At 59.2% G+C, this 26532-nt stretch carries 12 protein-coding genes; 7 read left to right on the top strand and 5 right to left on the bottom strand.

Translation table 11 applies throughout. The features are described 5' to 3' along the window. The first annotated feature begins 35 nt into the window (after nucleotides 1-35). On the top strand, nucleotides 36-3479 hold the full coding sequence (locus tag AAFG07_RS25995; protein ID WP_342722679.1) for an autotransporter domain-containing protein: 3444 nt from the start codon (nucleotides 36-38) through the stop codon (nucleotides 3477-3479). A gap of 157 nt (nucleotides 3480-3636) precedes the next feature. Here AAFG07_RS25995 and AAFG07_RS25990 read toward each other — a convergent pair whose 3' ends face one another. The 3 genes from AAFG07_RS25990 to AAFG07_RS25980 all read right to left on the bottom strand — a co-directional run bounded on the left by AAFG07_RS25990 (nucleotide 3637) and on the right by AAFG07_RS25980 (nucleotide 7755). Then, nucleotides 3637-3915: a hypothetical protein gene (locus AAFG07_RS25990; protein WP_342722678.1), complete on the bottom strand. Its 279-nt coding sequence runs from the start codon at nucleotides 3913-3915 to the stop codon at nucleotides 3637-3639. Beyond that, the gene (locus AAFG07_RS25985; RefSeq protein ID WP_342722677.1) at nucleotides 3899-5542 is read right to left on the bottom strand and encodes a recombinase family protein; all 1644 of its coding nucleotides are present in this window, start codon (nucleotides 5540-5542) and stop codon (nucleotides 3899-3901) included. Before AAFG07_RS25985 ends, AAFG07_RS25990 begins: the two co-directional genes overlap by 17 nt. A 1004-nt stretch (nucleotides 5543-6546) precedes the next feature. Next, the gene (locus AAFG07_RS25980; RefSeq protein ID WP_342722676.1) at nucleotides 6547-7755 is read right to left on the bottom strand and encodes a 3'-5' exonuclease; all 1209 of its coding nucleotides are present in this window, start codon (nucleotides 7753-7755) and stop codon (nucleotides 6547-6549) included. Between the two features lie 274 nt (nucleotides 7756-8029). Here AAFG07_RS25980 and AAFG07_RS25975 point away from each other — a divergent pair, with 274 nt between their 5' ends. Further along, nucleotides 8030-8311: a hypothetical protein gene (locus AAFG07_RS25975; protein ID WP_342722675.1), complete on the top strand. Its 282-nt coding sequence runs from the start codon at nucleotides 8030-8032 to the stop codon at nucleotides 8309-8311. A 545-nt stretch (nucleotides 8312-8856) separates the two neighbouring features. Here the strand turns inward: AAFG07_RS25975 and AAFG07_RS25970 are convergent. Both AAFG07_RS25970 and AAFG07_RS25965 read right to left on the bottom strand, forming a co-directional pair. Then, nucleotides 8857-9036, bottom strand: a complete 180-nt coding sequence (locus tag AAFG07_RS25970) for a hypothetical protein (protein ID WP_342722674.1) — start codon at nucleotides 9034-9036, stop codon at nucleotides 8857-8859. 255 nt (nucleotides 9037-9291) lie between these two features. Continuing rightward, a complete protein-coding gene (locus AAFG07_RS25965; RefSeq protein ID WP_342722673.1) occupies nucleotides 9292-10329 on the bottom strand; it encodes an IS110 family transposase in 1038 nt (345 codons plus the stop codon). 187 nt (nucleotides 10330-10516) lie between these two features. Here AAFG07_RS25965 and AAFG07_RS25960 point away from each other — a divergent pair, with 187 nt between their 5' ends. From AAFG07_RS25960 to AAFG07_RS25940, 5 genes are all read left to right on the top strand, one after another. Further along, a complete protein-coding gene (locus AAFG07_RS25960) occupies nucleotides 10517-10729 on the top strand; it encodes a hypothetical protein (protein ID WP_342722672.1) in 213 nt (70 codons plus the stop codon). A 400-nt stretch (nucleotides 10730-11129) separates the two neighbouring features. After that, nucleotides 11130-13256: a type I secretion system permease/ATPase gene (locus tag AAFG07_RS25955; protein ID WP_342722671.1), complete on the top strand. Its 2127-nt coding sequence runs from the start codon at nucleotides 11130-11132 to the stop codon at nucleotides 13254-13256. A 19-nt stretch (nucleotides 13257-13275) separates the two neighbouring features. Continuing rightward, a complete protein-coding gene (locus AAFG07_RS25950; protein ID WP_342722670.1) occupies nucleotides 13276-14700 on the top strand; it encodes an HlyD family type I secretion periplasmic adaptor subunit in 1425 nt (474 codons plus the stop codon). Nucleotides 14701-14825: 125 nt separating this feature from the next. Then, nucleotides 14826-15113 (top strand): hypothetical protein, encoded by a 288-nt coding sequence (locus tag AAFG07_RS25945; RefSeq protein WP_342722669.1) that lies wholly within the window; start codon nucleotides 14826-14828, stop codon nucleotides 15111-15113. Nucleotides 15114-15157: 44 nt separating this feature from the next. Continuing rightward, entirely contained in the window at nucleotides 15158-26455 is an 11298-nt protein-coding gene (locus tag AAFG07_RS25940) for a calcium-binding protein (protein WP_342722668.1), read from the top strand. Nucleotides 26456-26532: the final 77 nt, after the last annotated feature.

The following is a 26532-nucleotide window of genomic DNA, read 5'->3' as shown; positions in this document are numbered from 1 at the left end:
TCGACTGGAGCACTCCCAGTCAAAAACAGATCCAGATGTTCTTCAGTACCAATCCCAATACGCCGAGCTTCAACTGGAACGACGTCGCAACAGCGACGCGGCAAGTCATATCGGTGCAACCAGGATGGCTGGCGACACCGGCGAGCAGCAACTGGAATAACGCCGCCAACTGGACGGTGGGATCGGTCCCGACCACGACCGATATTGCGCAATTCGGGGCGTCGGCCACCACGGCAATCGACATCAATCAGGCAACGCAGGTCGGCGGGCTGCATTTCTCAAATGGCGCAGCTGCGTTCACGTTCAATATCTCCGGTGGAGCCGGCGGGCCGGCCTCGTTGGTGATTGGCGGAAGTGGTATCGACAATCAGTCGGGCAATCACCCGGGCTTTGTCGTCAGTGGTGCGTCCGGCAATTTGGGCACCCTTCAGTTCGCCAATTCCGCCGGCGCGGGCGACGCGATCATCACGACCAATGCTTTCGGCAGGACGCTGTTCACAGATAGCAGCACCGGCGGGACAGCGCAGCTCGTCACCAACGCGGGCGGTACGGTCGACATCTCCGGATTGACGTCGAGCGGCCTGAGCGTCGGCTCGATCGCGGGGGCCGGTAATTATGTTCTCGGTACGAAGAACCTGACGGTTGGGTCGCTCAACACGGATACCGAGGTCTCCGGCACCATTTCGGGTAATGGAGGCCGCCTGACGAAGGTTGGAAGCGGCGTACTCACCTTGTCCGGCGCCAATAGCTATTCGGGCGGTACAGAGCTCGATGGCGGCGCCCTTGTGGTTGGCAACGATCATGCGCTCGGGTCTGGCGATGTCACGATGGCAGCCGGCACGAGAATCCTGTTTGCTGCAGGCGACCACACCATCAGCAATAATTTCAAGCTCGCCGGCGATCCGACCTTCACGGTTGCTCCAGGGACGATGACCACCGTTTCTGGCGTGATCAGCGACGCGCCGGGACCTCCCATCGTGCCGGGAGACGTCGTGGTCAATGGCGGAGGCACCTTGGTCCTCTCCGGCCACAACACCTATTCCGGCGGCACGACGATCTGCGGTGCATCCGGTGGAGCGGCTTGTGGCGCGTCCGCCGGCCCCAGCACGCTGCAGCTTGGGGTCGACACCGTGTTCAACACGCCGGGACAGCCAAGCTCGGGTATCGCATCATCGGCCATCGGCACCGGCACCTTGACCTTCGACGGCGGCAGGCTCCAGGCGCTGGCTGGCATCAGCGAGCGCACGGTCGGCAATGCAGTGCAAATCACCGCCAACGGCGGCACGATCGATTCAGGCTCGGGGTTCTTCCGCTTCACCGGCAACATCAGTGACGCACCGGGGTCGAGCGGCGGGACGCTTATCATCGAGAGCACTGGCGTTGGCATCGAGCGACAGGTGATCTTCGCCGGGAATAACAGTTATTCCGGAATCACCTATATCGACTCGGGGACCCTGATTGCCAATTCAATCACGGCGCTGTCCTCCAATTCGGCGTTTCAGGTGAACGCGGGCGCAACGCTGACCCTGAGCGGCTTCAACAACAGCATTGCCTCGCTTGCGAACGGTGCCGCCGGCGGTGGCGTGGTGCAAAACGCAAGCGCTTCCGGCCTTGCGACACTGACGATCACGGGCGCGAAGGGTGGCACGGATACTTTCTCCGGCGTGCTGCGGGACGGCGTCGGAGGCGAGGGCGGCGCAGCGGGTCCCAAGCTAGCGATCGTCAAGAACGGCAGCAGCACACAGGTCTTGTCCGGCATCAACCAATACACCGGAACGACCACGGTGAATGGTGGCGTGCTTGAAGTGGACGGCTCGATCGCATCGTCCAGCATGACGACGGTCAATGCACTTGGCCAACTGACGGGTACCGGCACGGTTGGCAATACGGCAATTGCAGCAAGCGGCACATTTGCACCGGGAGGCCCCGCGCCGGGCAGCTCGATGACGGTCAATGGCAGTCTCGCGTTGCAGTCGGGCGCCCAGTATCTGGTCTTCCTCAGCCCGACGACGTCGTCGTTCGCCCAGGTGACGGGGACCGCGACGCTCGGTGGCGCGACGGTAAATGCGCGCTACGCCAACGGAAGCTATGTCTCGAAGCGCTACACGATCCTGAGTGCTGCGGGTGGAGTGAACGGCACATATGGCCCTTTGGTGAACACCAATCTTCCGTCCAACTTCAAGGCCAGCCTGAGCTATGACGCCACCACGGCCTATCTCGACCTCGCGCTCAACTTTTCTCCGCCGGCTGCACCGAATTTCGGATCCGGACTCACCATCAACCAGCAGAATGTCGCCAACACGCTGGTCAATTACTTCAATCGTACCGGCAGTATTCCGATCGTATTCGGCGGACTGACGCCGGCCGGCTTGACGCAAGTGTCCGGCGAAAGCGCCACGGGCTCGCAGCAGACCACCTTCGACGCCATGAAACTGTTCATGGGATTGCTGACCGATCCCTTCGTGTCGGGGCGCACCGATGCTGCCGGCACCGGCGGCAGCCCGGGCAACGCGGAGGAAGGCCTCTCCTATGCTGCGAAGGGCCACGATGCGGATGAGCGCTCCGCCTATGCGGCGGTGTACACGAAGGCGCCGCCGATCGCGCAGACCTTCGCGCAATGCTGGAGCATCTGGACCGCCGGCTATGGTGGTTCGCAGTTTACCTCTGGAGATCCGCGAGTCCTCGGCTCCAACGACTCCCGCAGCAGCGTCTACGGCACGGCGGTCGGTGCGGACTATCGCTTCTCGCCCGATACCATTGCCGGATTTGCGGTGGCCGGCGGAGGCACGAGCTTCGGTGTCAGTAGCCTTGGGACTAGCCTTGGGACCGGCCGCTCTGATCTGTTCCAGGCGGGGGCTTTCGTCCGGCACAATGCCGGTCCCGCCTACCTTGTTGGCGCGATTGCGTATGGCTGGCAGGACATGACGACCGACCGCACGGTGACGGCCGCTGGAGTGGATCGGCTGCGCGCCGAGTTCAACGCAAATGCTTGGAGCGGCCGGCTCGAGGGCGGCTATCGTCTTGTTGCACCCGTTGCCGGTGGTGTCGGCATCACACCTTACGCGGCAGGCCAATTCACGACGTTCGATCTGCCCGCCTATGCGGAAAGGGTTGTCTCGGGGCTCTCGAGCTTTGCGCTGAACTATGCGGCCAAGAGTGTAACCGACGCGCGGACCGAGCTCGGATTGCGCACCGACAAATCCTTTGCCGTGCAAGACGGCATTTTCACATTGCGCGGCCGCGCGGCCTGGGCCCACGACTTCAATCCGGATCGTTCGATTGCTGCGACATTCCAGACGCTGCCCGGCACGAGTTTCGTGGTGAACGGCGCCGCGATGGCGTCCGACGCCGCACTCGTCACCGGTTCGGCAGAAGTGAGTTGGACCAGCGGCTGGTCGGCCGCGGCAACGTTCGAGGGAGAATTCTCGAATGTGACGCGCTCATATGCTGGAAAGGGAGTGGTACGTTACGCGTGGTGAGCGCGGTTATCCCGACGCCCCGGTCAAGCAACCAGGTATTGGCTCCGACGTCTGCCGGCTGCTATTTGGCGCGGTTTGCCAACTTCTTTGGTGAACCTTGCGGCCGCTGCCACTTCCTGCCTCTGCTTGGAACGAATTTGCGCGCGCGGCTAGTACCTTAACGAGCTTCCTTGGCGGCCGCATCTGCCTGCCGACCAGGCTGGCCCTCAACCGATACGGCCGCCACGATCGATCGAAACTCGCTCAGCATTTCTGGCTGATTGGCATCGAGGTAATCCACGACGCTGGAGCGTCCAAGGAGGGTGGAGACATAGCGGGTCGCGATCCCAAAGACCATGTCGCCGCAATAGATAGAGGTTGCACATGAGGTTAGGAAAACTCTGCCAAGGTTAGTCTCGGAGCCCTCATTTTGCGCTCGATCAGTGGCGCGCGCCATCTGACTTTCTTGCGGAGCGATTTGTTGTTTGTGCCGGTAGCTGACTGGGCTTGTGGAAAGAGGTTGGGAAGGTCGCGCTTTCATTTTGCTTTGCCAGAGGGAGAGCGCTAATCCTGCCGCATTCTTCTCGCGATGCACGCAGCCTGCCGTAGAGAGCGGCCATGACGGCCTCAAGGCTGTCGAGCCGCATTCGACTGAAGAGACGATCCGACACGCGTAGCTTCTTTCTGTCCTTCGTCAACGGAAGCGCAGCGGTTGGGAGAAGGAAATAGTCGCGAATGCGGCTATTGCCACTGTCCATCCGAATCAAAAGCGTAAGTTCGGCCTTATGGTATTTGAGCTTCCGTACCTCCCATCGGCGCGACCTGGTGTCACCGTCCGAAACGGCGCGCGCCACTGCTACCGATACAGTCAATCCTCCGGAAATCGTAACGAGGTACAGTTCGTGCAAGAACGAGGCGTTCACGCCGCGCCCCCTAAGATTGATGATGATATCATCGACCACCGAGCAGATCGTGCGATCAATTTCGACGGCGATCTCCATAAAGCGGTACCGATTGCCGGGCCTGTAGCCAACAAGTTCATAGGCTCTCATGAGCGAGCCAAATCTCTTTGTGTATACAGCGGGGTGACGCACGCCCTTTGCCGCTTGGATGATGTGCACTGACAATCGGCCCTTTCGTCGCAGGAGAGCCGCCAAACTATCAAGCAACTGCTGATCGGTTTCCTTCTTGTTGTTTGCGACTTCAGCGAGCCGCTTTCGTGTCCGAGCGAAAAGACGCGCATCAACGATGCCTTCGAAAGCGTTGTCGTGGCGTATCCACATTTCAGGCGGGTTGTCGACACGTCGCCCGGCAAGCTTCATTGAGCTGCGATTGAAAACGATATGACCCAAATAAATCTCATTCGCGAGGAGGTTGCTGACGGTCAGGGCGGTCCATCGTTTTCCGCCGGGACTCAATAAGCCTTCAGCGTTGAGCCCCTCCGCAATTTGCGTCCTATTTTTCCGGTGGATCACGAACGACGAGAAGATGCGACGGACGATCTTGACCTCCGAGTTAGGCCCTCGGACGAGAACGACCCGTTCAGATTTCAAGTTCTTCTGCTGGCCGCGCTCCAGTACGCCCTTATGCTTGCCGTTTGCATCGACGAGCATCCGACGCAGCCCGTAGGGTGCCGCTCCGCCCCGCCAATATCCTCGGTCGACGATATTCGACTGGCCCATAAATGTATTTCGCGACAGGTCCCGGCTGAAGCCAGCAGCTCCCGCGCGCTTCAGGTTCTTGAGTATCACCGATGACAGGCTGCCATCGTTCTCGAATTCTTCAGAGCAATAGTGAACCGATATTCCCGCCCGTGTGCAGATGAACTCGTAGAAGGCGCTTTCGTCAGTGTCTTGAAAACGCCCCCAACGGCTAATGTCGAAGACGAGGACACAATCAAAATCCGACCGTCCACTGTCGACGTCATCGATGAGTTCCTGCAAACCTTTACGGCGGGCAATGGTAAGACCGCTGCGTCCTGGATCAGAATAGGTACGGACGATTTCCATACCTCGGCGTGCTGCGTAGACAGCGATGGCGGCTACCTGAATTTCGATCGAGTATTTTTGAGGATCGGACGACATCCGCACGTATTGTGCTGCACGAAGCGTCGGGGGCGATTGCTGATGTGCCTGGACGGCGGTGGTACCTGCAGGCCTTCGCCCGCGCGGCACCGTTGCACGTTCTCTGACCTTCGGAGAAGATGATCGTGGCTGGGGCACCGTCGACGACCTGCGATATCCATGCAATCGTGCAACCGCCGCAGGTCGGTAACGCCGACAATGCCCACATGGTTCCTTGGAAAAGCCGGGACGAGCAGGCCTATCCTTGTAGCCTCATTGCCAAGCGTTGGCCGCAAATGCTGCCAAACATGCCCACGACTCCGCCGAGGCCATATCTGGCTTTTGATCTCGTCGCTTACTCGTCAGGCCCTGGCGCCCCGGCCAATTAGCAAGTCGTCTGCACCATTCCGCCAACCCGCCTCGATTGGCATGTGATTGGCGGCGAAAGGGGAGCCGCGGACACCGGTGTATTGACGACCACGGTCGGCGAATCGACGAATTGCTGTCCTCGAAAGGCAAATGTCGGCATCTTCCCGTCGGATGGGCCACATTGATAAGTGAGGGTATACCAAGTGACCGGTCCAGGCATAAGGTCTGCGACAAGACCACCGGAATGGCTTTCGCTATCGAGAACCTGATAGGGGCCGGCACACGCCTGTGAAGCTTGCTGTAAGCAGCCAGCAGACGAAGCGTAGCATTTCGCCGTGCTTACTGGTTTGCCCGATGGGCCGTTAAAAGTGGGACCCGCAGTTTCTATACATCCCGACAAACTCGTGGTCGCAGCCAGCAGCAAACAGGCCGCAGCGATACTCGAAAGTCTCATTCTCTATTTCTCCCCAGCAATGAAGAGACTAGGCGCAACCAGAGGGCGAGATCAATGGTGATGTGATTAAAGTCTTGGAGGCGCGCGATAGACGACGGCCGGGTGAGCTGGCGATCGTCCGGCCATCAAGTTCACAAGGGCGGGTGGCGGATGATCGTATCGCTGATCCAACCGCAGTTTCCCGGCTGACGCGCGGGGGCGTTCAGATTCTCGCGGAAAAGCGGTCGAACGCGGTCAGAATCTGGGTCCGGATTTCGGCGTCCCGTTGATAGATGGTTTCCTGCAGATACGCGATCTCGGCAGCCTGATTGCCATCATCGACGTCAATATACCAGGACCGCGGCCGGCCATCGGCGCCGTCGCTCCAGCGGTAGCCACGGCGCTTGAGGGCATCCTTGAGCTCGAAGGGCGACTGCTCGGCCCAGACCCTGATCGTCCTGCGGCGGGCGCGCTCGAGCAGCACCGAGAGTACGGTGCGATCGAGCTCGGGCAGGGGCATGGCCAGGATCTCGAGCAGCGCCTGGCAATCGTCGACCGCGCGGTGCGCCTCATGAAACAATCCGGCCTTCACCAAAAGATAGGACAGGCGCGATCCCTCGAAGCCGTGTCGGCGCCATTCGACCTCGCTGACCGAGCAGGCCCAGGCCTTGAGCACGAACAGAGGCGCGCAACGTTCCATGAACTTGCGATCGAAACCGGCATTGTGGGCGATGACGACGACCGCATCGGACGCGAACGCGTTGATACGCTCTTCATCGAGGCTGTGGCCCGCGACCATGGCGTCGGTGATGCCGGTCAGTGCGGTGATCTCTCCGGGAATTGCGATCGACGGCTGGTTGAAACAGCTGAAGATATCGATCGCCCGGCCGATCCTGCCGTTAGGAAGATAGCTGAACTTGACCATCCCGAGCTCGATGATCTCGTCTTTGGCCGCATCGAGGCCTGTAGTCTCGACGTCGAGCAGGATCGCGATCTTTTCCGGCTGTCCTGTGGGCGGCGTGAATTCGGCACGTGGAACCAGTCTGCGCAGCACCCGGTAGTCGGGCGACTGCTCCAGCATGGCGGCGATCTCGGCGAGGGTCGGTTGGACGGTCATGTCGGGCGGCGACGCTATAGAGGCGTTGTGATATGTGGCCGGCAAGCTTACCCGATCGGATCGGATCCGGCATTGCGGCGCCTGTGGATAGGTCCCGAGCTTGCGAGCACCCGGTGGAGGGAGGGCCTCGCTGGAACTTGGCCTTGCGATGGAGCGCAGTCTTGCGCGCCGCTGGATGCGGCCGGGCTCTCGTGGACCGTGCCGCTTCGCGTCACGGCCTGGCGGCTTCGATCCCTTCTGTAATCCGAACTGAAACGTCAAGCCTTCTCCATCTCCTCTTGGGGTAGAAGCGACCACATAGCCGTCAAAGGCCAAGGTCTCACTTTGACCCGAAGCAGACTTTCTCTGTTCATGGAAAATTGAGCATTCACGGTGTTGCCGGTTGACGGAGTGCTGTTATGCAACCAACAAGTGGGGTGTGTTGTCGGCACTTTTGTCCCGGTCAGAACCGAGATTCACCGTGAACCCTCTCTGCAAGAACCCAGTCTTAGCTCTACTTGCCGCTACGAGCTTATCCGTAGTGGCTTGTTCTCCCCAGGAGGACGTCCATCTCACCTGTGCGACGACGATTTTTCTCGCGGACAAGCTTATGGAAGCCGGCAAGGTTCCAGCCGACGACGCGTTACGAAAGAAAGCGAATGATGCCACGATCAACCATCAGAACGCATCGGTGACTTTCAGAAGGCTGGACACACGGGTACCTGAAGGAGAAAACGAGCGTCTCATGGAGCTGGTTTCTATTTTTGGTCGCGAACGTGACCGACTTCTCAAAGAGCTATCGCCAGAGGAAATCGTCGCGCGGGCAAGGACCTGTATCGAACAGGCACCTCCGAAAGGGCGAGGCTTTCCGCGTCCTGATGGTAGCTTTTGACCTAAAGGCTCACGTTCGCGCGTGGGGCAGTGGTCCGGTTTCGCGTGACAGGCCGACCGAATTGGCTTCCACTCCCTACTTCCGCGCTCGACCCCAGAGCGGACTTCGCTGACGAGTTTGGAATAATGCTCCGATACAGCCTTTGCTCGCTATCTGCTTAGGGTTGAGGCAATCAATCCACGCTATTGTCTCGCCTGTGCCCTTCAAATGGTCGGTACCAAGGGTAATGTCTGGTTACTTCCTCACTGCCTGTTTGATCGTGGTTGCCCTGAGTTTCGAGGTGTCTTTTCGCCGATCCTGGAGTCTGTCACGGAACTCTGAGCTGCTTGGCCCGGCCCGACGGCTCGCAGTTCGGCGGCGTGCGATGTTGCCGACAGGCTGCGGGCTAATTTGCATGCTGCTGGGGTGGATGGTACTTCATCTTGTTCAAGACAAACTTGTTCTCTCCATGACGGGCAGTCTAATAATGCTTTGTGCTTCTTTTTCCACCGGGTCGTTTATTGGCTTTATGGCCGGGACGGCGAATCGGGTTTGAATCGCCGGGATCAACGCAAAGCGAAAAAGTTCATCAGGCTATGGCCGCCGACAAGCGACCATGACTTTGCCATTGTCCTGTTGATGTCCGGTTGTGGCCCATCGCGGCCATCCGCGGCTTCCTGGCCAATGTCTCCTTTGGGCCAGAAAGAGACGTACATTGCCTTGGCGGCCCGCCGCTCGTCGGTCACGCCCTACTCGTGGGCATGCGCCCGCGACCGGAGCCGCAATGCGTCTCCGCCCCTTGGGTCACGATCGTTGCCGCCTACCACTTCTGCCTGGTCCGCGCTTCTGTTCGGAGCCGACCAAAAAGGGTTCGCTCCATGATGGGGTCCAGCGAGGCGAGGTCGTCCAAGCTCACAGCAGGTGCTGAAACGCACAGGGATCGAAACGGACTGACCTTCCCCACGTCCTGGGCAGAGCAGATGGCTACGCCGGAACGATTCCTAAGTCGCGCTCGAAGCTGACGGCTGGACGAAGCGGAAGTCTGTACCAGCCACCCACATACGGTGCATTATGATAGCCAGCTTCCTGGCCACTGCTACGCATGCTTTCTTCGCCCCTACGCGTTTGGTGAGCTTTATGCCCCACGCACGCAGAACGGACCACTTCTTCGCGATCCGAAGATGCGAGTTCGCATCTTCGTAGAGAGCGTGGCGCATCAGTCTGTCACCGCACCTGCTGATATTGCCAGACCGGTCGATCTCGCCAGATTGATACACACGAGGCGTCAGTCCCAGGTGCGCCGCTACAGCCCTCGAGTCCTTGAACCGTGCAGGATCGTCAATCGTCGCCTTGAAGTAAAGGCTTACGATTGGCCCTGCGCCCGAGACTATCATCAAACACCTGCAGACCTCATCTTTACGCGCCATTTGTGAAAGCTGACGGTCCAATAGAGCCTTCTTCACTCGCATAGTGTTACGGACGTCGAGTAACGCTTCGACTGCCAATCGCAGCTCTGCTGCATCAGTGAGCGCGGCTTCGACCTTGGCGGCGAAGCGGGAGCGATGCACAAGCCCCAGCTTGAGGCCATGCACCTTTAACAAGCCGCGAATGGTGTCTTCTATCGCCAGCATGTGATCGACGAACTTCCTTCGGGCAATCAAGACCGTCCGTAAAATCTGCGAAGCCTTGCTCTTGACGTGTACCGCCCGGTAGTGACCGACCCGTATCATCTCGGCAATGCCACGCGCATCGCTGCGGTCCGTCTTGTTGGGCCGAGAGGATAGAAAACGCTGAGCATGCCGCGTTTCTATGCAAACGATCTGAAAGCCACTCTCGGCCAATGCGCCGTAGAGCCATTCTGACAAAGGGCTGGCCTCAATACCAACCAGCGCAATCCGCTGGCGCCATCCAACCAAGGCTTTAACGAGCGCGATCGGCTCGCTCTCGGTCTTGCCTTCCCTTATCGGCGAGCCATCTGCTTCCACGACACAGATCGAAGTGGCTTTCAGCGAAACATCAAGTCCGACGCACAAAGCCATTTTGCGTCTCCCTTTCTGGGCTGAATCAGTCCCAGACCAAGGGTACCGAAGGCCGGGGATCGGATTACCCCAGCTCGCGCCGATTGGGTTCACGCCAATCATTAAATTCGGAAAATGCGAAATAAGACTCGACGGGACACCCAACTCACTCGTATCATCATGGCTCGATGCAGGTGAGGTAGCCGCAATGGCAGGTCATCAGGCCAGGTCCTCGGACCTTGTTGAAATCGCGCGGAGAAGCGGTGAGTTTCGCAAGCACTATGGTGTCGTGCTCGGAGCATTCCTGTACCTCAGCTCGATTAGCGCGGCGCGACCGCGCTCGATCTGGTGGAGCGGGGTGCTGTCGGCTCTGATCGGCGCGGCCGCGATCTGGCTCAAGAGGCGTGGCAGTGGTGGTTAGCAACCGAGAGTCTTCGGTGAGTGCGAGAGGTCGCTATTGTGATGCGACCATACGCCGCACCGTTCCCTTGTCGTTGTTGAGAAAGGGGCTGTCGTCCGAAGAGCAGATGATGGCCGTTGTGGTTTGAAAAGATCATCAAGCAGAAGATCTTCCACGCAACACATCGTACGTAATGCTGCATGTGGCTCCAGTGCGAGTGTCGCGGTGACGGTCTCCGTGCGTTGGCAACGAATACTCCAGATGCAAAGAGAGTTGGCTCAAGGTTATTCTCGTTTGATTTCTCTGCGTTCTCCGCGCTGCGAGTTCTCACTCAATCGAAAGTCTCTATCTGTTTCCGTTTTACTGGCGAGAAAAGAAAGTGTAGGACTCCAAACGCACGACTTTGGGTGGCATGAGGAATATGGAAGCGATAAGTCCGGATTCGGGCCTGCAAAGTCTCGCGCTTCTTCTCCGGTTCCATCAGGTCTCGGTCGATCCCGCACAGATCGCACATCAGTTCGCCGGCCGCGCAATTGGTGTTGCCGAGATGCTGCGTTGTGCGAAGCAGTTGAAGCTCCGGGCCCGCGCAGTCAAGGAGACCTGGACAGGTCTGACGCGGTTGCCGTTGCCGGCGATTGTTCAGCGACGAGACGAGAGCTTTGTCATTATCGGCAAAGTTACCGAGGACGATGTTCTCATCCAGGATCCGCTTGAGCGGCGGCCGCAGGCCCTCAAGCGCGCGGACTTCGAGGCAAGCTGGAACGGCTCCGTTGTCCTGATGACGCGGCGTGCCTCGCTCGCCGATCTCGCGCGCCGCTTCGACATCACCTGGTTCCTTCAGGCGATGCATAAATACCGGCGGCTGCTGACCGAGGTCCTTGTCGCGTCGTTCTTTCTGCAGCTGTTTGCGCTCGTTACGCCGCTGTTCTTCCAGGTCGTCACCGACAAGGTGCTGACGCATCGGGGATTCACGACGCTTGATGTCCTGGTCGTCGGCCTCATTACGGTTTCCATCTTCGAGACAGTGCTAGGTGCACTGCGCACCTATGTGTTCTCCCACACCACCAACCGGATCGATGTCGAGCTCGGCGCGCGCCTGTTCCGGCACCTGATCGCATTGCCGATCGGCTATTTTGAGGCCCGCAGGGCAGGCGACTCGGTGGCGCGCGTCCGGGAGCTGGAGAACATCCGCAACTTCCTCACCAGTTCGGCGCTCACGCTGGTGATCGATCTTGCCTTCACCTTCGTGTTCCTCGCGGTGATGTTCTACTACTCGCCGCTGCTGGCCTGGATCGTGGTCGGCTCGTTTCCGTTCTATGTCGCGCTATCGGCCGGCGTTACCCCGATCTTCCGGCAACGGCTCGAGCGGAAGTTCGACCGCGGCGCCGAAAACCAGGCGTTTCTGGTCGAGAGCGTCAGCGGGATCCAGACCTTGAAGGCGATGGCGATCGAGCCGCAGATGCAGCGGCGCTGGGAAGAGCAGCTCGCCGGATATGTCGGCTCCAGCTTCGACGTCCTGTCGCTCGGCAACTGGACCAGCCAGTGCGTTCAGTTCATCAGCAAGATCGTCACGGCATTGACGCTCTATTTCGGGGCCCATCTGGTCATCGAAGGCCAGCTGACGGTCGGCGAGCTGATTGCCTTCAACATGCTGGCCGGGCGGGTCGCCCAGCCGGTGCTGCGGCTGGCGCAGCTGTGGCAGGACTTCCATCAGGCGCGGGTCTCGATCGCGCGGCTCGGCGACATTCTCAATACGACGCCCGAGCCGACATTCGACGCCGCGCGCGCTGCGCTTCCGCCGATCCAGGGCCATGTCACGTTCGAGCATATCGATTTCCGCTATCGCATCGATGCGCCGCTTGCCCTGCACGACGTCTCGCTCAAGGTCTCGGCCGGCCAGGTGATCGGCATCGTCGGGCCGTCCGGTTCGGGAAAGTCGACCCTCACCAAGCTGCTGCAGCGGCTTTATGTGCCGGAAGCTGGCCGGGTCCTGATCGACGGCATCGATCTGACGGTCGCCGACGTCGCCTGGCTGCGGCGGCAGGTCGGCTCCGTCCTGCAGGAGAATGTGCTCTTCAACCGCTCGATCCGGGACAACATCGCCTTGGCCGATCCCGGCATGCCGATGGAGCGGATCATTGCCGCGGCCGAGCTGGCCGGCGCCCATGAATTCATCCTCGGGCTGCCCGATGGCTACAACACTGTGGTGGGCGAGCGCGGTGCCAGCCTGTCGGGCGGGCAGCGTCAGCGGATCGCGATTGCGCGGGCGCTTGTCACCAACCCAAGGATCCTGATTCTCGACGAGGCGACCAGCGCGCTCGACTATGAGAGCGAAAGCATCATCCAGCGCAACATGCGGCGGATTGCCGCGGGACGTACCGTCTTCATCATTGCGCACCGGCTGTCGGCGGTCCGCCAGGCCGACCGGATCATCACCATCGAGGGCGGGCGGCTGGTCGAGGATGGTACCCACGACGAGCTGATCAAGCAGGCGGGCCGTTACGCAACGCTGCACCAGATCCAGGCGGGGCTCCATGTCGTTGGCTGATGCACCGCCCAAGGGCCAAATGACGGCGGACGTAGTTCCGTTCCGCCGGCCGCGGGCCGACACGGCGCGCCAGTTCCTGCCGGCCGCATTGGAGATCATCGAGACGCCGGCCTCGCCCGTCGGACGCGCCATCGGCGGCACGATCATCCTGTTCTTCGCCATCGCCGTCGCCTGGGCGACCTTCGGCCACGTCGACATCATCGCGACAGCTCAGGGCAAGATCGTGCCGACCGGTCGGTCGAAGACGATTCAACCGCTCGAGGCGGGTACTGTCTCGGCCATTCACGTCCGCGACGGCGACCAGGTCGCGGCCGGGCAAGTGCTGATCGAGCTCGATCGCACCGTCACGCAGGCCGAGAAGCGGCGGGTCTCCCAGGACCTGATCCTGGCGCAGCTCGACGTCGCGCGGCTTGGTGCTCTGCGGGACAATTTCGATCGACTGGACGGCGCACGCGACATTGCCGCGCCGGCCGGGGCCTCGGAGCGAGATCTGGTGCGGACCCGCGCCGCGATGCAGGCGCAGGCGGCTGAACAGCTCGCCAAAATGGCATCGATCACGCAACAGATCGAGCAGAAGCGAGCCGAGGCGGATTCCATTGCAGCAGCCATCGCCAAGATCGACGCTTCGCTGCCGCTGGTCGAGCAGACCGCAAAGATCCGCCGGGAAGCGATGCAGATCCAGTACGGTAATCAGATCGCATACCTCGACGCGCAAGCTCGGATGCTTGACCAGCAGAACGAGCGGGTGGTTCAGAGCCGCAAGCTGGTGGAAATTGAAGCCGCGCGGCAGGCGCTGGAGCAGCAGCTCGGACAGACCAAGTCCGGCTTCGAGCGGCAGATCCTGAGCGATCTCTCCGACGCCCAGAAGAAGGTCGAGGAGCTGGCGCAGGACCTGGTCAAGGCCGAGCGCAAGATGAACGAGCAGGTTCTGCGCTCGCCGATCGACGGGACCGTCCAGCAGCTGGCGCTGCATACGATCGGCGGCGTGGTCACTGCGGCCCAGCAGCTGATGATCATCGTGCCGGCGGACAGCCGGATCGAAGCCGAAGCGATGATCCCGAACCGGGACATCGGGTTCGTTAGTGCGGGCCAGTCCGCCGAAGTGAAAATCGATACGTTCAACTTCACTCGGTATGGCCTGCTGCAGGGCAAGGTGATCAGCGTGTCGCAAGACGCCATCGTGAGAGATAAGCCGAGTGACAAGAAGGCCTCGCAGAAGAAGGCTGGCGCACTCTCGGATTCCAGCGAGCCCGATGGGCAGGAGCTCGTCTATGCCGCGCGGATTTCACTCGATGGGACCAAGATGCAGATCGACGACAGGCTCGTCAGCCTTGCTCCGGGTATGGCGGTGACCGTCGAGATCAAGACCGGCACGCGGCGGATCATCGAGTATCTGATGTCGCCGGTGATGCGATACAAGCAGGAAAGTTTGCGAGAGAGATGATGCGTATCAACGCAGGCTGGTCGGCCGTCGCAGTGAAGGAAGCGAAACTCTGCTTCGAGATGGCTCAAACGTCGATCTTACCGCTATGATGCGGCGAGCTCAAACCTCAATGTGAGATGGTTGTCATGGGCACGTTTTACACCGACGAGCAGATCCAGGAAACAATTGCCGCCTTGGAGAGCTACTCTCCTGGTATCTGGGAGATCATGAAGAAGATGGCCTTAGTCGAGGATCCTCTCGCAGATGAACATGCACGAGAACAAACGGCTATCTTGCGCGCACTTGCCGTCGTCTTGCCGGATATGCCGTTTCTCGCGCAAGCCGAGAACAAACCCGACGCCGAAAACCGCTTGCTCATCGACGTACGCAAGGTAATTCGGGCCGAAATCGATGCCGCTAAGAGCGGCTCCTAATCAGTACGACTGTAGAGAAACGAATTACCTCAGGGGAAGCCGCCATGTCGCAGCCGATAGTGTTTATCGACGCGAGTTATCTCATCAGTCTTTCGAAACTCGGCGATCTTGGGAGTGTAATTCTTGCCAAAATATCTGCAAGCTACGAGATACACTCGACCCGAATCGTCATGGATGAACTTTCGGGTACTCTCAGTCCCGCAGTACAAGCTTGGAGAGACAATCCTGGCAATTACATTATTGATCCGAGCCCCATTACAAACAGTCTGATAAGGGATGGTGCAATTACAACTGACCCTTTAACAGGTGCCCGTCCAAATGCAGGTGATTTATCCATATGGGAGGCCGCAAAAAACTATGATGGCGCAAAAGTCCTTATGGATGATGCGTTCTACTCTAAGGTAAATTCTGGATCAGCGATTTCCGACTTCATCAACAACAAGCAGGCTCAGTCTTATCAAAATATCAAAGACAACATCGGTGACTACTACGACAAGAATGCGGTCGCCGGACGTGAATCAAGTCTAGACTCGCTCCTGAAGCTTCGAGGAGAGCCGGGGGTCGGCGATGATGCAATCTTTCGGGGGGTTAGAGATCTCTTCACGTTGAACAGGGTCTCTGGTTTCGCTGAAACGATAGTCGACCTTCTTTCGAAGTTCTCTAGTAACACCTCCGGTGAAGTGCCGTTGCCCGACATCAGTGGCGCACAAGCTGTCCGCGCATTTGGTGCAGCGCTCGGTGCCCTGGGGATTGGCTTAGCCCTCTACGACATGAAGGTAAGCACAGAAAAGGCCGTCGCCCAATTGCGGAGTGGGGACACAGACGGAGCGCTGGCGACGGAAGCCGGGATGCTCGGGCGTGTTCTCGGCGGCTTTTATGGAGCTGAGCTCGGCATGGGCGCTGGCATGGTTCTGGCGGCTATTTTGTTTCCGCCGGGAGCCTTGGCCGAGCTAACCATCCTGGTCGCAGCATTGATCGGTGCCTATTTCGGGTCGCAGGCCGGTGAGATATATCTACACGCCGCTCAACTAGTTGGAGCAGACATCGGCGCCGCGTTGAGCCATCTCTTCTCACCGCTGCTCAACTTACTCCGAGACCCCCTGATCCTCGATCTGAATGGAGACGGTGTCCATACCACCAATCTGCTCGGTTCAACGGTCTATTTCGACTACAACGGCGATGGCTTCGCGCAGCGCACTGGCTGGGTCTCGCCAGATGACGGAATTCTTGCAATCGACGTCAATGGGAATGGGTTGGTTGACGGCGGAGCAGAACTGTTCGGATCGGCCACGCAAGATGGCTTTGCGGTGCTTGAAACTTTCGACGCGAACGGGGACGGAGTCATTGATGCCTCCGACCCGGTCTTTGCAAAGCTTCGCATCTGGCGGGATTTGAATCAGAACGGCGTCTCCGACGCCGGCGAATTGCAGACATTGGCCGAAGCGGGAATCAAGTCGATATCGCTCGTCCGTCAGGCCGCGTCCGGAACCAACGAGGGGAATGGTGTCGGATATCAGGCTTCATTCACACGTGAGGATGGCACGACGGGGATCGCTCAGACCATCTACTTCCAGACTGACCAGCGAGATACGCGTGCGGATACGACGCCCGGCTTTACGATTGCAGATGGCGTCGATCTCCTTCCGCAACTGCCTGGCTCTGGCAAGATCTATTCGATCGCGTACAAGGCCACGACCGATGCGCAGTTTCGCGCTGCCTGGACGTCGCTGACCGAGCAGGCGTCCTCAATGACGCCGGCCGAATTGCGCGCGGCGCTTGGCGACCTGCTGCTCGAATGGGCCGGCGTCGACGGCATAGATCCGCGCAGTCGAGGAGAATTCGTTGATGCTCGGCATTTAGCCTTCGTCGAGGCCTTCTTTGGTGACACCTATCGTGAGGTTCTGAGCGCGCACGGTCAGGAGTTGCGTACCTATCCTGGATCTCTCTCCGCTGGCAGGAGCATCGAAGCGAGCTTCGAGAGCATCATATCCGTTCTCGAAATCGCATTCCTATCGCAGGTAGCGCGAAGTGTGGTCGCGCGCGGCGGAGATATGAGCACGGCCGTAAGCAGTCCCTACTTCTTCTATTCCTTGTTGGAGCTGTCGCAGCCTGCGGCAGGCGATCCGGCGCCTGACACGCCCGGCAATATTGGGTTGGTCGTCGACCTGATTACAACGGTGATGCCGGAGCACGCGGGAGCTCAAGTATCTTATCTCGAGCGGGCTCTCCTAGGTCTAGACGGCATGATAGCCATTGCCTTTAATGGGGATCGGCAGGCCTATGCCAGCACCGTCCTCCCCCATCTCGGCGTTATCTCAGATGCCGTTCTGCACGACATTTCGTCTCATATCGTCGACGGAACCGCGCTTGTCGGAACCACGGCGGCTGAAAGCATTCGCGGCACTTCTGGCCAAGACGTGTTCATCGGTGGCGGTGGTGGCGACGCTGTCAGTGGCGGCGCCGGCAGCGATATTTACGTTTATGGCAAGCAGGACGGCGATCTATGGATCAAGGACACTGGGCCGACAACGGATACTGATAGACTGGTACTTACCGATCTGAATTCAGCAGACCTCACCTTCGACCGGATCGGCGATGATCTATTGATCCGCGTCACGGGGACACAAAAAACGGTAGCGGTCGAGGGCTTCTTCGCCGGACAGGGCATCGATATTCTGCGCTTTGTCGATGGGACGGAATGGAATCGGACGCAGATCAAGAACGCGAGCTGGTATCGCGGCGACGGATACGGCAACCTGATCACCGGCTCCGCAGGCAATGATGTCATTCATGGAGGCAAGGGAGACGATCTGATCCGGCCGGGCGATGGCAATGACACCATTTTCTATGGCCGAGGCGATGGATACGACACAATCGATGATTGGACCGAGTCGACCGCGGACCGCTTGGTTCTGACCGATATCAATCGTGCAGACGTCGAATTGTCGCGCGTTGGGAATCAGCTGCTGATCAAGATTCTCTCAACGGGAGAACTCATCAACGACACCAACTTCTTCAATCATACGGCTTCGACTGACGATTGGCGCAGTCATGCGCAGGGGATCGACAGCATCACATTTGCCGACGGCGTGACGCTCAATCGTGATCAGATACAGCAGCAGGCCTGGTTCCGCGGAGACGATACCGGCAATTCGCTGGTCGGATCGCGGCTCGATGACGTCTTTCTCGGAGGGAAGGGCGATGACGTGCTGGACGGCAGCGACGGTGCCGATCTCTATATCTGGCAGAAGGGCGATGGCAACGATCGCATCGCCGAAAGCTTGCCTTCCGCTGGAGACGTTCTGCGACTGAGCGACGTTTCGCCGGACAATGTCCGCCTCTCCAGCCAGGGAGACACCCTGTTAATCACCATCCTGTCGACGGGAGAGACAATCCAAGTCGACAATATGCTCAACAGTGTCCGCAATCTCCATAACGACTGGAGCATGACATCTTGGGGCATCGAGTCGATCGAATTCGCAGGGGGCGTGACTTGGGACCGGCAGGCGATCTTCGAGCGTCTCGGCCAGGACTATCTCGGGCGGGATATCACGTCGTTTTCGTTCTATCGGAACGTCGATGGGACGCAAACCCTGATCTATAGCTATTTCTACGACGAATTCGGACACTACGGAGACGCCTACGGACAGTATCATTTTGGATCGAATGACTCCTATCGCGGGTTTGTCGACCGTGATGGTCACGACTACTACAACGATATTATCAACGGAGACTTCGACATCGGAGGTGACGGGAGCCTGAACGGAGCCGGCAACAACACGCTATCCGGACTTGGCGGCAACGACCTCCTGATCGGTGGCCTCGGAGATGATATCCTGGATGGAGGGCAGGGAGATGACATTCTCTGGGGCGATCGCAGTCTTCTCAGTGGAGTTGACGGCAACGACGTTCTGATTGGTGGCGACGGCAATGACGAGTTGCACGGCGGCGGCGATCTCGATCAGCTCATTGGCGGGAGCGGTAACGATTATCTGTATGGAGATGCCGGAAAAGACTATCTCGATGGAGGAACGGGAGACGACACCTTCGAGGGCGGCAAAGGTGACGATGTCCTCACCAACTCAAACCATGGTTTCGAGAACGGCAGCGACACCTACATCTATAGCAAAGGCGACGGGAACGACACCATCGATGATGGAGCGGTAGCGTCAGGTGGTACCACGCTTTCCGATACCCTCGTCCTGAAGGACATCAATCCTGCCGATGCCGTGTTGAGCCGCGTGGGCAATGATCTCCTGATTTTGATCAAGGAAACACGCGAGACGATTCGGATCGCCGGCCAGTTCGCTGATGATTACCGCGCAGCCGGGCAAGGACTTGAGGTCATTCGTTTCGCTGACGGCACCGTGTGGGATCGCGTTCGCATCCAGCAGGAAGCCTGGTACCACGGCACTGACGGGCGGGACGTGATCAACGGCAGCACCTGGAACGACACGTTCGAGGGCGGCAAGGGTGACGATTACATCTCTACTTCAAATCATGGTTTGGAAGACGGCAGCGACACCTACATCTATAGCAAAGGCGACGGTAACGACACGATCGATGACCAGGCCGTGGGTGGAAACACGCTTCCCGATACTCTCATCCTGAAGGACATCAATCCTGAGGGAGTCGAGCTTAGCCGGGTGGGCCGTGATCTCCTGATCAAGATCAAGGACACAGGAGAGGCAATTCGGATCATTAGCCAGTTCGATGACGACTTCCGTGCTCCAGGACACGGCATGGAGCTCATTCGCTTTGCCGACGGCACCCAATGGGATCGGGTGCGCATCCAACAGGAGGCTTGGTACCGCGGCACTGACGGTCCGGACGTGCTCAACGGCAGCACCTGGAACGACACGTTCGAGGGCGGTAAGGGCGACGATTTGATCTCCACTTCAAATCATAGCTTGGAAGACGGTAGCGACACCTACATCTATAGCAAGGGCGATGGCAACGACACGATCGATGACCAGGCTGCGGGAGGAAACACCCTCTCCGATTCTCTTATCCTGAAGGACATCAATCCTGCCGAGGTCGAGCTTCGCCGTGCGGGCAGTGATCTCCTGATCACGATCAGGGACACGGGGGAAGCGATCCGGATCGTCGGCCAATTCGCCGACGATTTCCATGCTCCGGGGCGGGGAATCGAGATCATTCGTTTCGGCAACGGCACCGAATGGGATCGTGCCACGATTGCGGGGGCGACGTCCCCATTCTTTGCCGGAACGCCAGGGGACGATGTGATTACCGGCTCGGCCATCTCCGAGAATCTCTATGGAGAGGCGGGTAACGACATTATCGACGGCAAGGCAGGCAGCGATCTTCAGTATGGCGGGTTGGGCAACGACGTTTTGATCGTCAGCGAAAGTGCCCCTGGGGACAAGGATGATCTGAATGGTGGCGCGGGCATCGACACCGCGGATTTCAGCGTCTTCGGCGCCGCTGTGTTGATCGATCTCGTGAACTTTCAGAAGGAAGCGCAAACGACCGACACAGCGAATCTGACCACCGGCACGCTGCGAACGATCGCCCAGATCGAAGGTGTGGAGAATGTGCTCGGCACGGCCTTCGACGATCAGATATCCGGCGATGCGGGGGCCAATCTGTTGATCGGAGGCGCTGGTTCCGACACTCTGGATGGGCGTTCCGGCGATGACGTGATCGAAGGCGGCGACGGTGCGGATACGTTGTCCGGCGGAATGGGCGATGACCGTCTGTCCGGCGGAGCTGGTGCTGATGTTCTCAATGGCGGGCTGGGCCGCGATGTCCTTGACGGGGGATCAGGCGACGACGTCCTGTCCGGCGGTGGTGATGCCGATACATTCCTGTTCGGTCCGGATTTCGGCAACGATCGTATCACGGACTTCGTGCCGGGAGCCGGGGCGACGATTCAGTTTGACCGCGGCGTCTTCGCAAATTTCGATGCGGTGATAGCGGCGGCAAGCCAAGTCGGGGCTGACGTGGTGATCGCAGCCGGGGCTCATGGTACGTTGACCTTGACGGGCGTCAACCTCACGGCGCTCTCGGCCGCCGACTTCAGTTTCCGTTCGTTCGACAATCTCGCTCCAACCGGTATTGCGCTTGCAGGTGGCCAAGTTCAGGAGAACGCTGCCGGTGGTACCGTCGTGGGAACGCTGTCGACCAGCGATCCGAATGTTGGTGACACCCACACCTATGCGATTGTGGGCGGTGCGGCCGATCTATTCGAAATCGTCGGCAATCAGATTCGCGTCAAATCGGGCGCTGCGATCGACTTCGAGGCAACCCCTCAGTTATTGCTGACCATTCGGTCCACGGACGCGGATGGTCTTTCGATTACGTCGACAGTCAATATCGCAGTGACGGATGGACCTGATATCTTCACCGGCACGTCGGGGAATGACGTCTTGACAGGCGGAGTAGGCGCCGACGTCCTGCAGGGATTGGGCGGGAATGACCGCCTGGAGGGTAAGTCCGGAAGCGATCAGTATATCTACACGGCAGGCGACGGTGACGACCGCATCGTAGAGGCCGGCGCGCTGAATGACATCGATCGCCTGGTTCTTTCCGCCGGAATCGCTCCGGGAGATGTCCGCGTTGGCCGCAGCTCGCTCAGTACCAAGGATCTGGTTCTCCGCATCGGCTCAACGGGCACGATTACCTTGGAGGGGCAACTCGCTGAAGCGGCAGGATCGGGGATCGAGCGCATCGAGTTTGCCGACGGAACAGCTTGGGATCGAAGCGCAATCCTTAGCCATCTCGAAGATGGAGTTGTCTTCGGCACATCGGCTGCCGAGCGATTGACTGGATCCAATGCATCGGAAACCTTCGAGAGCAGCGGCGGGGACGACACGCTGGAAGGGTATGCAGGAAGCGACGTTTATCGCTTTGGTGCTGGCTCAGGCAATGATGTTGTCATCGAAGACAATGTCGACGGCATGGACCGTGTCGAGCTTATTGGGCTCAATCCGAATGCCATCGAAACGTTGCGGAGCGGTAACGACCTCGTCCTTCGTATCATCGCGACCGGCGAGACGCTCACGCTACGGAATCAGTTCGCCTGGGCTCAATCCGGCGTCGAGCAGATCGTGTTTTCCGACGGCACCAGCTGGGGGAGAGCAGATGTCGCTGCTCGCGCCGAGCAACGCGGCACGGACGGCAATGATCAAATTGATGGTACGAATGGAGACGACTTGCTGAACGGTGGTCGCGGTCAGGATGTGATCCGCGGCTTCGCAGGCAGTGACACCTATCTGTACCGTGCCGGTGACGGAAACGACACGATAGATGATGGAGCGGATCAGGCTGCCGAGATCGATACACTTCGGCTGATCGACATCGCGCCAGGTGGTGTCACCTTGACCCGCTCCGGCGAGAACCTGCTTGTCCGGGTCGCGGCGACGGGTGAGATCATAACCGTTGCCGGGCAGTTCAGATCGGGCTCGTCCTATACGGGTATCGAACGAATTGCCTTTGCCGACAGCACGGTATGGGATCGTGCGACGATTGCGGTCAACGCATGGGTGCGCGGAACCAGCGGCAATGATTCACTGTCGTTGCCTGCTGACGGGGTGACGGTCGATGCTGGCAAGGGAGACGATGCGATCAGCGTCTCTGGAGCCGGCAGTGATACGATCAAGTTCGCCAAGGGCGATGGCCACGATACCCTTGATAATCCGGGATCAGGCTATCAAAGGAGCGACACGCTCGAACTGACCGACATTCTTTCCTCCGAAGTCCAGCTCAGCCGGGCCGGCGATCAGATGGTCGTCACTGTGACGTCGACGGGCGACAGCTTCACGGTCAAGTATCAGTTCTCGGGTGATGGCAACTCCAAGGGGATCAGTCATCTCAAGTTTGCTGATGGAACGCTCTGGGATCGCGCAACGATTGCGGCGAATGCGGCGGTCCGCGGAACGAGTGGCAACGATACCATCAGTCCGCCAAGCGACAGGACGACCATCATTCCGGGTCTGGGCGATGACAGGGTCGTGCTGACAGGGACAGGTGCGGATCGCATCGTGTTTGCGAAAGGCGATGGTCACGACACGCTCGACAACAGCGGTAGCGGCTACCAGCGTAATGATACGCTGGAATTGAGCGATATCCTGCCCTCGGAAGTTCAGTTGAGCCGATCCGGCGATCAGATGATCGTCAAGGTACCGGCGACCGGCGACAGCGTTACGGTTGTCTACCAGTTCTTCAGTGGCGGAAGCTCGGTCTACGGCATCAACTATATCAGGTTTGCCGACGGAACGATCTGGGATCGCGCGACGATTGCGACCAATTCGCCGGTCCGCGGAACGAGTGGCAACGATACCATCAGTCCGCCAAGCGACGGGACGACCATCATTCCGGGTCTGGGCGATGACAGGGTCGTGCTGACAGCGACAGGTGCGGATCGCATCGTGTTTGCGAAGGGCGATGGTCACGACACCCTCGACAACAGCGGTAGCGGCTACCAGCGCAACGATACGCTGGAATTGAGCGATATCCTGCCCTCGGAAGTTCAGTTGAGCCGATCCGGCGATCAGATGATCGTCAAGGTACCGGCGACCGGCGACAGCGTTACGGTTGTCTACCAGTTCTTCAATGGCGGAAGCTCGGTCTATGGCATCAACTATATCAGGTTTGCCGATGGAACGATCTGGGATCGCGCGACGATTGCGACCAATGCACCGGTCCGCGGAACGAGCGGTAACGACACCATCAGTCCGCCTGGCAACGGGACGACCATCATTCCCGGTCTGGGCGATGACAGGGTCGTACTGACAGGGACAGGTGCGGATCGCATCTTGTTTGTGAAAGGCGATGGTCACGACACCCTCGACAACAGCGGTAGCGGATACCAGCGCAACGATACGCTGGAATTGAGCGATATCCTGCCGTCGGAAGTCCAGTTGAGCCGATCCGGCGATCAGATGATCGTCAAGGTACCGGCGACTGGCGACAGCGTCACGGTTCTCTACCAGTTCTTCAATGGCGGCAGCTCGGTCTACGGCATCAACTATATCAGGTTTGCCGACGGGACGATCTGGGACCGCACGAAGATCAACACGACCGCCGTCGAATCGACGGCGGGATATGAAATCGTGCTGGGCACCGGAAACCAGTTAGTGAATGGCGACGGCAAGCAGCACCGATACGTCTATTCGACTATTGGTGGCAACGATGTGATCAATGACGCCAACAGCCAATCGACGCTGCTGATGCAGGACATCGCATCGACCGGGGTGACGCTGTCGCGCATCGCTGGCGGCGATGACGTGGTGCTGACCGTAACCTCGACCGGCAAAACGGTGACGCTGAAGGGCGAGGTGTCTCCGTATAACACTGGACTGTCAGTCAACTTCTCTGACGGTGTCAGCTGGACCACGGAACAACTGAAACAGAAGCTGTTGGATCTGGGGACTGCCGCCAATGGTGGATCGATCTACGGTTATGACGGTCGCAACGATACATTGGTGGCTGGCCTCGGCGACAAGTACCTGAACGGCAAGGATGGTGTTGACACCTACATCTACACGTCGGCCGGGGGCAACGATGTGGTTGACGACAACGGCGGCACGTTGGTGATGCAGGACATCGCCTCGACCGGAGTGAGGCTGTCGCGAGACCGCGACAGCTGGGATATGGTCCTGACGGTGACCTCGACCGGCAAGACCGTCACGATCAAGAACGAGTTCTCGCCTTACGCGAGCGGTCTCGGTGTCAATTTCTTCGACGGCGTGAGCTGGACCAAGGACCAGATAGAGCAGAAGCTGCTCGACCAGGCGAGTGCCGCCAATGGCGGGTCGATCTATGGTTTTGACGACCGCAGCGATACGTTGGTGGCCGGGCTCGGCGACAAGTACCTGAACGGCAAGGATCGTACCGACACCTACATCTACACGTCGGCCGGCGGCAATGATGTGATCGACGACAACGGCGGCACGCTGGTGATGCAGGACATCGCCTCGACCGGAGTGACGCTGTCGCGGGACCGCGACAGCTGGGATCTGGTGTTGACGGTGACCTCGACCGGCAAGACCGTGACGATCAAGAACGAGTTCTCGCCCTACGCGAGCGGTCTTAGCGTCAATTTCTTCGACGGTGTGAGCTGGACCAAGGACCAGATCGAACAAAAGTTGCTCGACCAGGCGAGCGCCGCCAATGGCGGGTCGATCTATGGTTTTGACGACCGCAGCGATACGTTGGTGGCCGGGCTCGGCGACAAGTACCTGAACGGCAAGGATCGTGCCGACACCTATGTCTATACGTCGGCCGGCGGCAACGATGTGGTCGACGACAATGGCGGCACGCTGGTGATGCAGGACATTGCCTCGCCCGGAGTGACGTTGTCGCGAACTCTCGACAGCTGGGATTTGGTGCTGACGGTGACCACGACCGGCAAGACTGTGACGATCAAGAACGAGTTTTCACCCTACAACAGCGGTCTCGGCGTCAATTTCTCCGACGCCAACTGGAGCAGGGATCAGATCGAGCAGAAGTTGCTGGACCAGGCGAGCGCTGCCAATAGCGGATCAATCTATGGCTTTGATGGCCGCAACGATACGCTGGTGGCCGGGCTTGGCGACAAATATCTCAACGGCAAGGATGGTACTGACACCTACATCTATACCTCGAGCGGCGGCAATGATGTGATCGACGATAACGGCGGCAAGTTGGTGATGCAGGATATCGCCTCCAGCGGCGTGATGCTCTCGCGTAACACCGGCAACTACGACGTCACGCTGGCAGTTATCTCGACCGGCAAAACCATCACGCTGAAGAACGAGTTATCGCCGTACAACAATGGTCTTGGTATCAGTTTCTCCGACGGCGTCAGCTGGAGCAGGGATCAGGTCAGGGATGCCGCGACAACTTTTACCTGGGTAGGATCGACGTCCAATGCGACCCTGACCGGAAATGCCTATGGCACAAACGTCTTCCAGTTTGGCAGCGGCCAGGAGGTAGCAAACGGAGGAGCAAGGAGCAATTTCTACCAGGCGTCGTCCAGCACGGGGCAGGCCGCAATCAATCTTCCGACCGCAACGGGCGCGAAGAACGAGCTCGATTTCGTAGGTGGGATCAGCAACGATCAACTCTGGTTCGAGCGTTCAGGCGACAATCTGCTCGTCGACCTTCTTGGCACGAGCACCAGCGTCACGGTCAACGGATGGTTCGCCGGGGCCGGTGCGCAGCTGCAGGAAATCACGGCCGGCGGGCTGAAGATCGATAGTCAGGTTTCTCAGCTGGTCCAGGCGATGGCAACTTACGCGGCAGGCAATCCTGGCTTCGATCCGACCAGCTCGAGCATCCATACACTGCCGAACGACGCGAGCCTGCAAGGCACGATGTCCGCTGCGTGGCACGCATGAGAAGCGCGATGTGAATTCTTGCCGTAACCTGTGTCGAGCGCGGTAGCCGGTCGCGGCCGCCGCGCCCGAGAGCCAGA

This window comes from Bradyrhizobium sp. B097, assembly GCF_038957035.1.
In the GTDB taxonomy this organism is placed as follows: Bacteria; Pseudomonadota; Alphaproteobacteria; order Rhizobiales; family Xanthobacteraceae; genus Bradyrhizobium.
This window is presented reverse-complemented; position numbering and strand designations above follow the sequence as displayed.

Coding starts and splice junctions, on each gene's coding strand:
- AAFG07_RS25990 (WP_342722678.1), bottom strand. CDS start 3,915: ATGGCGCGCGCCACTGATCGAGCGCAAAATGAGGGCTCCGAGACTAAC.
- AAFG07_RS25940 (WP_342722668.1), top strand. CDS start 15,158: ATGTCGCAGCCGATAGTGTTTATCGACGCGAGTTATCTCATCAGTCTT.
- AAFG07_RS25945 (WP_342722669.1), top strand. CDS start 14,826: ATGGGCACGTTTTACACCGACGAGCAGATCCAGGAAACAATTGCCGCC.
- AAFG07_RS25965 (WP_342722673.1), bottom strand. CDS start 10,329: ATGGCTTTGTGCGTCGGACTTGATGTTTCGCTGAAAGCCACTTCGATC.
- AAFG07_RS25950 (WP_342722670.1), top strand. CDS start 13,276: ATGACGGCGGACGTAGTTCCGTTCCGCCGGCCGCGGGCCGACACGGCG.
- AAFG07_RS25975 (WP_342722675.1), top strand. CDS start 8,030: ATGGAAGCCGGCAAGGTTCCAGCCGACGACGCGTTACGAAAGAAAGCG.
- AAFG07_RS25960 (WP_342722672.1), top strand. CDS start 10,517: ATGGCAGGTCATCAGGCCAGGTCCTCGGACCTTGTTGAAATCGCGCGG.
- AAFG07_RS25985 (WP_342722677.1), bottom strand. CDS start 5,542: ATGTCGTCCGATCCTCAAAAATACTCGATCGAAATTCAGGTAGCCGCC.
- AAFG07_RS25955 (WP_342722671.1), top strand. CDS start 11,130: ATGGAAGCGATAAGTCCGGATTCGGGCCTGCAAAGTCTCGCGCTTCTT.
- AAFG07_RS25995 (WP_342722679.1), top strand. CDS start 36: ATGTTCTTCAGTACCAATCCCAATACGCCGAGCTTCAACTGGAACGAC.